Source organism: Streptomyces solincola, assembly GCF_002982015.1.
GTDB classification, from domain to species: domain Bacteria; phylum Actinomycetota; class Actinomycetes; order Streptomycetales; family Streptomycetaceae; genus Streptomyces; species Streptomyces solincola.
On record NZ_PVLV01000318.1, the window covers coordinates 1 to 8297 of the forward strand.

General features: G+C 74.9%; 6 protein-coding genes. 3 read left to right on the forward strand and 3 right to left on the reverse strand.

Annotated elements, in window-relative coordinates; all coding sequences use genetic code 11:
• Positions 1 to 179: 179 nt before the first annotated feature.
• The gene (locus C6N75_RS20285; protein ID WP_105870338.1) at positions 180 to 1673 is read right to left on the reverse strand and encodes a DNA-binding protein NsdB; all 1494 of its coding nucleotides are present in this window, start codon (positions 1671 to 1673) and stop codon (positions 180 to 182) included.
• 237 nt (positions 1674 to 1910) lie between these two features.
• On the opposite strand from C6N75_RS20285, the gene C6N75_RS20290 reads away from it, so the two are divergent.
• Positions 1911 to 3029, forward strand: coding sequence for an aminoglycoside phosphotransferase family protein (locus C6N75_RS20290; RefSeq protein WP_105870339.1), 1119 nt, complete (start codon positions 1911 to 1913; stop codon positions 3027 to 3029).
• Positions 3030 to 3188: 159 nt separating this feature from the next.
• On the opposite strand, the gene C6N75_RS31690 is transcribed toward C6N75_RS20290, so the two are convergent.
• Both C6N75_RS31690 and C6N75_RS31695 read right to left on the reverse strand, forming a co-directional pair.
• Entirely contained in the window at positions 3189 to 3542 is a 354-nt protein-coding gene (locus C6N75_RS31690) for an ANTAR domain-containing protein (RefSeq protein WP_258177512.1), read from the reverse strand.
• On the reverse strand, positions 3539 to 3907 hold the full coding sequence (locus C6N75_RS31695) for a hypothetical protein (protein ID WP_105870340.1): 369 nt from the start codon (positions 3905 to 3907) through the stop codon (positions 3539 to 3541). The genes C6N75_RS31690 and C6N75_RS31695 overlap by 4 nt, the downstream gene beginning before the upstream one ends.
• A 459-nt stretch (positions 3908 to 4366) precedes the next feature.
• Here C6N75_RS31695 and C6N75_RS20305 point away from each other — a divergent pair, with 459 nt between their 5' ends.
• Together C6N75_RS20305 and C6N75_RS20310 are read left to right on the forward strand one after the other, a co-directional pair.
• On the forward strand, positions 4367 to 6091 hold the full coding sequence (locus tag C6N75_RS20305) for a PP2C family protein-serine/threonine phosphatase (protein WP_105870341.1): 1725 nt from the start codon (positions 4367 to 4369) through the stop codon (positions 6089 to 6091).
• Positions 6092 to 6229: 138 nt separating this feature from the next.
• Positions 6230 to 8297 (forward strand): terpene synthase family protein (locus C6N75_RS20310; RefSeq protein WP_105870342.1); only part of this gene is annotated, 2068 nt, incomplete at its 3' end.

The following is an 8297-nucleotide window of genomic DNA, read 5'->3' on the forward strand; positions in this document are numbered from 1 at the left end:
CGACCGGCCCCGCCGGCCCCCCGGGACAGCGACGCCTGCGTGCTGGTGGCCCGGGTGGGCGCGCAGCGCTGAGAGCCGTCCGCGTTCGCGGGACGGGGGGCCGGCGGGGCCGGTCGCGCACGATCGGCGGGTGCGCGGCCGGCCCCTCGGGCATGGCGCGGTCGTGACCGCCGGCGGCCTCAGGCGGGGCGGTTGCGGCGGCCGGTCCCGGCGGCCTTCTTCGGCCGGGCCTGGTCGATCTCCTCGCGGAGCCGGGCGACCTGGGGCTGGTCGGCGTAGGGGGTGCTGAGGCGGTACATCTCGTCGAGCCGGTCCCAGGTGCGGTGCGAGGAGTTGGCGTTCATGGAGGACAGCGCCTCGCGGGCGGAGCGGTCGGCCTGCTCGGCGTCGCCGGCGATGAAGCTGGCGGAGGCGAGGGAGAGATGGTCGAAGATCTTGGAGCGCTGGCGTCCGTCGACGCGCAGTTCCAGGGCCTTCTCCGCGTAGTGCAGGGCCGGCTTGGCGGCGGACGGCTCGTGTTCGGCGAGGGTGCGGTAGGACAGGGCCTGCATGCCGTACATGTCCTCGCTGCGGAAGGTCGCCATCCAGCCGGGCATCGGCTCGTCGTCCTTGTCGGAGACGAACAGTTCCTCCGCCTTGCCGAGGGTGCGCTTCATGGCCTGGCCCTGGCCCAGGGAGGCGTGTGCCCAGGCCTCGATGGTGTGGAGCATGGCCTGGGTGCGCGGCAGGACCCGGTCGCCGGACCCGGCATGGGCCAGTCGCATCAGGTCGAGCGCCTCGCCGGGCCGGCCGAGGTGGACCATCTGCCGGGCGGCGCGGGAGAGCGCCTCGCCGGCGCGGGGGCGGTCGCCGCCTTCCTTGGCGGCGTGCGCGGCGATGAGGAAGTACTTCTGGGCGACCGGTTCGAGGCCGACGTCGTGGGACATCCAGCCGGCGAGGACGGCGAGGTCGGCGGCGACGCCCCACAGCCGCCGCTGGAGGTGGTCGGGGTGGCGGTAGGCGAGCATTCCGCCGACCTCGTTGAGCTGGCCGACCACGGCCTTGCGCTGGAGGCCGCCGCCCCGCGCGGCGTCCCAGGCGCGGAAGATCTCCACCGAGTGCTCCAGGGCCTCGATCTCCTGGGATCCCACCGGGGCGGCCTCGTATCGGTCGAAGCCGGCCGGTTCCGCGTGGGGCAGGGACTCGGCCTGGCGGGGTGCGTCGGGGGCGAGCGCGGGATCGGTGTGCAGCCAGTCGTGCATGGCGCTGGTGAGTACGGTGCCCGCGGTGAGCGCGACGCCCGCGCCCACCAAGCCGCGTCGGTTGAGCATGAGGTCCATTCCCGTGAATTCGGTGAGGACCGCGGCTGTCCGTTCCGGCGCCCATGGCAGTCCGTCGGGGTTGTCGGTGGTGCCGACGTCCTTCCGGCGGCCCTTCTGGCGCACGAACCCGAGGTCCTCGATGGTCACGACACGGCCGAGCCGCTCGGTGAACAGAGCCGCCAGCACCCTCGGCACCGGATCTCGCGGACTTTCGCCCTTGTCGATCCAGCGGCGTACCCGCGAGGTGTCGGTCGCCAGTTGCGGATGGCCCATGGCCGCCGCCTGCCGGTTCACGAGTCTGGCGAGTTCGCCCTTGGACCAGTTGGCCAGGCCGAACAGGTCCGACAGTCGGGTGTTGGGTACTCCGGTCACGTCAAGCCCCCAGGTTCTCGGCTGAGTTGGACACTAGCCCGGCGGCATGGGCCTGGCGACTATTCGCCAGGGTTCGCCAGGGTCCGCCAGATGGTGTGCCACCCGCGCCCGGGTGTCAGGTAGGAATGCGCCACCCCGATCCCGGCGGCCGGCCCGCACTCCCCAGGGTGCCGGTGCGGGGCCGGGTCGGGGCAGCGTGGATGAACTCGTCGGCACACGAAGGGATCCGTCTTCCCCATGTACACAGCATCGGCCTCCGTGTCCGCCCCGTCCCGGCCGCAGCGCCCGCTGCCGGCGGGCGGCGGTCCGTACCCGGTCACCGCCCCGGCGGGCCGGGTGCGGCGCTGGACGGGTACGGCGCCCGGGCCGCTCAGCGGGAGGATCGACCTGTCCGGTCCTCAGGGCGCGCAGCTGCGCAAGGTGATCGCCTCCGTGCACCGGATCTGCCCGGAGTTCCACCCGGTCCAGGTGATGCGGCGCAGCGGCCGGTCGGTCCTGCTGGTCGGCACGACCGGGCGTACGGCGGTGGTGGCGAAGTGTTTACTGGACCACTCCCCCGTGTGGGCCGAGCGGATCCGGCACGAGATCGCCGCCTACCGGGCTTTCGTCCGGCACCGTCCGCCGGTGCGGGCGCCGAGGCTGGTGGCCGCGGATCCGGAGAGCTGCACCCTGGTGATCGAGCGGATGCCGGGGCGGGCCGCGGCGCTGAAGCGGCATCCGGCGGAGGCGCCGTCGCGGTCGGACGTGCGGGCCGCGCTGAGCGCGGTGGTGCGGGTCAACGCCTGGCAGCCGCCTGAGGGAACGTTCGGCCAGCCGCTGGAGTACGGGCCGCGGATCGCCCGCTACCACGAGCTGGGGCTGTTCACCGACCGGGACCGGGACGACCTGCAGAAGCTGCTGCGGGGGGTGGCGCTGTCGGGCGGCCGGCAGGGCCCGCGGCAGTTCAACCACGGGGACGCGCTGCTGGCCAACATGCTGCTGTCGCCGGCCGGTCCGGTGCTGGTCGACTGGGAGCACGCGGGCTGGTACCTGCCCGGGTACGACCTGGCGACGCTGTGGTCGGTGGTGGGTGACGCGCCCGCGGTCCGGCGGCAGATCAGCCAGTTGGCGCAGGCGCAGGGACCGGCGGCGCGGGACGCGTTCCTGGTGAACCTGATGCTGGTGCTGATGCGGGAGATCCGGACCTGCGAGACAGCGGTGCAGCGGACGATACGGGAGGCTCCGCCAGCCGGTTCGGTGCCGGTGCCCGCGGGGGCGGTGGCGCCCGGCGAGGAGCAGCGGCTGCTGCTGCGGCGGCTGCACGACGACTGCGCGATGGCCCGGCGGGCCGTACGCGCGGCGGTCGGCACCCGCTGACGACGCTGCCCGGACCGGCGGCCGTACGCGGTGCGCGGGCGCGTGCTCGTACGCGCCGCCCGCCGGTCGTACGCGGGTGGTGGCTGATGGGCTCGCTCAGCGCCCGTCGGTGTGCGCACTGCTTCACGCGGTGCGCCCGCCGGCGGGCGCCGCGTGCGGTCAGGGCGGGGTGCGGGCGCGGCGCAGGGCCTGGTGCAGGGCCCCGCTCAGCGGCGGGGGCAGCGGGTGGCCGCGGGCGGTGGCGACCAGGGCGGCGGCCACGTCGCGGAGCTTGGTGTTGGTCTGCTGGGAGACGGCGACGAGGAGGTGCCAGGCGTCCTCGGCGGGGCAGGGGGTGAGGGCCATCAGCATGCCCTGGGCCTGGTCGATGGCGGTGCGGCTGGTGAGGGCCCGGCGGAGCTGGTCGGCTTCGGCGGTGAGCCGGGCGAGGGCGTCCTCGGGCCCGCCGCCGTCGGCCGGGCGCGGCTGCACGGGGCCGTCCGCGGTCAGCGGCTGCGCGGCGCCGTCCTTCACGAGCGGCTGATGCGGACGGGGGCGCTGCACGCGGCGGCGGCCAGCTCCGGCGAGGTGACGCGTACCCGGTAGGGCCCCGCGGGCAGCTCGGGCACCAGCACGGAGGCGCCGTGGGCGCGCGGGTCGACCCGGGCGGCCAGCAGGGCGACGGGGGTCCAGCCCTGCTCCGTACGCCGTTCGAGGAGGACGTCGCAGGGGTGCCAGAGGCTGTCGGCGCACCGCCAGCCGACCCGCCGGCGCTCCACGCAGTGCCAGTGCGCGCCGGCGGCGGGGCTGTGCAGGCACAGGTCCGGCGGCGGGCCGGGTGCGGCGGAGCGGCGGGTGAGGTGGGACAGCCGGGCCTTGATCCGGGACTTCCAGTGCATCGTGCGCCTTCCTCGGTGGCGGTGGTCGGACGGTCGGCTGTCCTCGGTGTTGCCGCGCGCCGGCGGGGTCACGCCCGCCGTCCGGCCCGCAGCCTCCGGGTCCTCGGGCCCGGCCGGGGCGGCCCTGCGGACGGAGCAGGCCGGGACTTCGGGCCCGGCGCGGCGGGGGCGGCGTTTGGCGGGGTGCGGCGCGGGCACACCGCGCAGGGCGCCCGGCGGTGGTGATGCCGGTCGGGTGCGGGCGCGGCATCATCGTGACCATGGCGACCGGCGCGGTGTCCGGGCGGCCCGGCGCGGCGCCCGGCGGTCGGCGGGCGCCCCGGTCCGGGGCGCGGCCGCCCGCGTCAGCGTCCCGCCCGCGATGCGCGGGGCGCCACGGCAGCGAGAGGGAGGCACAGCGCCGATGAACCATCCGCGCGGACAGCTCGTTCGGCCGACCGCCGGAGCGGAGGGGTCCCGGTGACCTCGCGCCCCGACGATCTGGCCGGTCTCAAGGCGTACATCGAGCGGGAGATCGCGACGCTGCGCGCGGAGGTGCGGCGCGGCCGGCAGGCGGACGACGCGGAGGCGGCCGCGCCTCCGGCGGGCCCGGGCCCGTCCCGGGCGGCGGCGTGCCCGTGCGGCCAGGGCGACGGGACGACGCACTCGTGCGCGGACGCCGGCGCGGACCACGACAAGTGGCGGTGCCTGTGCGCGGCGCTGCCGGCGGTCCCGCTGTCGGCCGCGCTGCTGACCCCGGTGCGGGACGGGGACGGGGAGGTCACCGACTTCACGATCCGGGCGGGCAACCATGTGCGCTCGGCGGAGTGGCTGTCTCCGCCGGACCACCAGGTGGGGCAGCCGTTCTTCGCCGAGGCGCGGCCGGGGGCGCGCTCCAGCGGGTTGCTGGCGGCGCTGCGGCAGGTGCTGGTCACGGGCAGGGCGCTGAACGGCCTGGTGGTGGACTACACGGAGGAGCGGTACGGGCGGCTGCGCCGGGTCCAGCTCGTGCACTACGCGGCGTCCTGCGGGGACCAGGTGCTGACGACGTGGCGTCCGGTGCGCAGTCAGGCGGAGCTGCTGACCATCGACGCGCAGCACCTGGCGTCGATGGGGTGGGGGCGCTGGGACCTGCTGTCGGGGTCGGTGTCCTGGTCGGAGGGGTTGCAGCGGATCTTCCGCACGGACCCGGCGCTGCCGTGGTCGCTGCTGGAGCTGTGCGACGCGCTGGTGGCGGCGGACGTGGGGCCGTTCGGCGAGTTCATCGCGTCGGTGCTGGCGGGTGAGGAGCCGGCCTGGACGCGGATCCGGTTCACGGTGCTGGGCGAGGTGCGCACGGTGGACCTGCTGGGCCGGCCGGTGGCGGGGACGGACGGGCGACCGTGGGCGCTGCAGATCGTGGCGCGGGACCTGACGCCGCAGATGCGCAGCCGGCGGCGGCTGGTGGAGAAGCAGCGGGAGACCGAGCAGTTGCGGCAGCAGGCCGCGGCGGAGCAACGGGTGGCGTCGGCGTTGCGGGAGGCGCTGCTGCCGACCTACTCGGAGGGGCTGGCGGATCTGGGCCTGACGGCGGCGGCGGCGTACGTGCCGGCGGAGCCGGAGGCGGCGGTGGGCGGGGACTGGTTCAAGTGCCGTCCGCTGGCGCGTACGGGCAGGTCGCTGGTGGCGATCGGGGACGCGAGCGGGCACGGGTTGCAGGCGGTGGCCCGGATGGCGCAGCAGCGGCACGCGGTGGCGGGGCTGGCGCAGACGGGGGCGGCGGCGGGCGAGGTGATCACCTGGCTGAACGAGCTGGTGTGCGCCGATCCGGCGGCGAACACGGCGACGGTGGCGGTGGGGCACATCGGGGAGAGCCGGGTGCTGCGGTGGGCGTGCGCGGGGCACCCGGCGCCGCTGCTGCTGCGGGGCGCGCACGCGTTCACTCTTCCGGTGGAACATCGGGGACCGCTGCTGGGGGTGCTGCCGGGCCACGCGTACCCGGTGGCGGACTTCCCGCTGGAGGCGGGGGACGTGCTGCTGATGTACACGGACGGGGTGGTGGAGCGGCGCGGGCAGGACATCACACAGGGGATCGGTGAGCTGGTCACGGCGTTGACGGCGTGCGCCGGGATGGAGCCGCAATGGATCATCGACCGGCTGAGGGCGGAGTACGTGCGCGGGGAGCACGACGACGACGCGTGCCTGCTGGCGGTGCGGGTGGACTGAGGCCGGGGCGGACCCGCCGGCCGGTATGACTAATGCGGTGCGGGCGTGGGCCGAAGGTGTGACGGGTAGGGCGTTGCCCGGCGGTGGCCTCCGGCCGCCGGGCCAGGTTCCGCACCCGTACCGAAAGGTCGCCCTCGCATGGCACAGCCCTTCGTCCTGCCGGACTTCTATCTGCCGTACCCGGCGCGGCTCAACCCGCACGTGGACGCGGCCCGCGCGCACACCCGCGAGTGGGCGCGCCGGATGGGCATGCTGGAGGGTTCGGGGGTGTGGGAGGAGCGGGACCTGGAGGCGCACGACTACGCGCTGCTGTGCGCGTACACCCACCCGGACTGCGACGCGCCGACGCTGTCGCTGGTGACCGACTGGTACGTGTGGGTGTTCTTCTTCGACGACCACTTCCTGGAGGTGTTCAAGCGCGGCCAGGACATGGCGGGCGGCCGGGCGTACCTGGAGCGGCTGCCGGCGTTCATGCCGCTGGAGGGGGAGCCGGCGGCGGAGCCGGCCAATCCGGTGGAGGCGGGGCTGGCGGATCTGTGGGCGCGGACGGTGCCGGCGATGTCGCCGGCCTGGCGGGCGCGGTTCGCGGAGGCGACCGAGCACCTGCTGAACGAGTCGCTGTGGGAGCTGGCCAACATCAACGAGGGCCGGATCGCCAATCCGGTGGAGTACGTGGAGATGCGCCGCAAGGTGGGCGGTGCGCCCTGGTCGGCCGGGCTGGTGGAGTTCGCGGCGGGAGCGGAGGTGCCCGCGGCGGTGGCGCACGAGCGGCCGCTGCTGGTGCTGCGGGACGCCTTCTCGGACGCGGTCCATCTGCGCAACGACCTCTTCTCCTACCAGCGGGAGGTGGAGGAGGAGGGCGAGAACAGCAACGGCGTGCTGGTGCTGGAGACGTTCCTGGGGTGTTCGACGCAGGAGGCGGCGGAGGCGGTCAACGACCTGCTGACCTCGCGGCTCCAGCAGTTCGAGCACACGGCGCTGACCGAGGTGCCGGCGCTGTGCGCGGAGAAGGGGCTGGACCTGGCGCGGTGCGCGGCGGTGGCGGCGTACGCGAAGGGGTTGCAGGACTGGCAGTCGGGCGGCCACGAGTGGCATCTGCGCTCCAGCCGCTACATGAACGAGGGGGCGGCGCGCGGTGCGCGCGGCGGCGGGGTGCTGGGCGCCTCGGCACTGGAGACGGGTGCGCTGTTCGGGCGGCCGGCGCGGGCCCGGCTGAGGTCGCTGGCGCATGTGCCGCACCAGGTGGTGGGGCCTTCGCTGCTGCCGGAGTTCGACCTGCCGTATCCGCTCTCGCTCAGCCCGCATCTGGAGGCGGCGCGGGTGTCGTGCCTGGACTGGGCCGAGGGCATGGGGCTGCTGGCCGACATCTGGGACCGGGAGCTGATGGCGGGCTTCGACCTGCCGCTGTGCGCGGCGGGGCTGGATCCTGACGCGACCCTGGAGGAGCTGGAGCTCAGCTCGCAGTGGCTGGCCTGGGGCACCTACGGGGACGACTACTACCCGCTGGTGTTCGGGCGCGTCCGCGACCTGGCCGGGGCGAGGGCGCTGACCGAGCGGCTGAAGGCGTGCATGCCGCTGGAGGATCCGGCGGGCGGGGCGGCGGGGGCGGCCGGTCCGCTGGAGCGGTCGCTGGCGGACCTGTGGGAGCGGACGGCGGCGCCGATGGGGGCGGCGGAGCGGGCGTCGCTGAGGCTGGCGGTGGACCACATGCTGGAGAGCTGGCTGTGGGAGCTGCACAACCAGGCCCTGCACCGGGTGCCCGACCCGGTGGACTACGTGGAGATGCGGCGCCGCACGTTCGGCTCGGAGCTGACGATGAGCCTGGCCAGGCTGCGGCACGGGCGGGCGCTGCCGGCGGAGTTCTTCGCGACGGGAGCGATGCGGGCGGTGGAGAAGGCGGTCTCCGACTACGGGACGCTGCTGAACGACCTGTTCTCCTACCAGAAGGAGATCGAGGTGGAGGGCGAGGTGCACAACGGCGTGCTGGTGGTGCAGACGTTCTTCGGCTGCGACTACCCGACCGGGGTGCGGATCGTCGACGACCTGATGCGCGGCCGGCTGCGCCAGTTCGAGCACCTCAAGGCCAGTGAACTGCCGCTGCTGATTGAGCAGTTCGGACTGGACGCGGAGGGCAGGGCGGCGCTCGGGCGGTATCTGCGGGAGCTGGAGGACTGGCTGGCCGGCATCCTCAACTGGCACCGGCGGG

Bases quoted from the DNA above. Each gene is read 5' to 3' on its own strand.
- C6N75_RS31695 (WP_105870340.1), bottom strand. From the start codon at position 3,907: ATGCACTGGAAGTCCCGGATCAAGGCCCGGCTGTCCCACCTCACCCGC.
- C6N75_RS20290 (WP_105870339.1), top strand. From the start codon at position 1,911: ATGTACACAGCATCGGCCTCCGTGTCCGCCCCGTCCCGGCCGCAGCGC.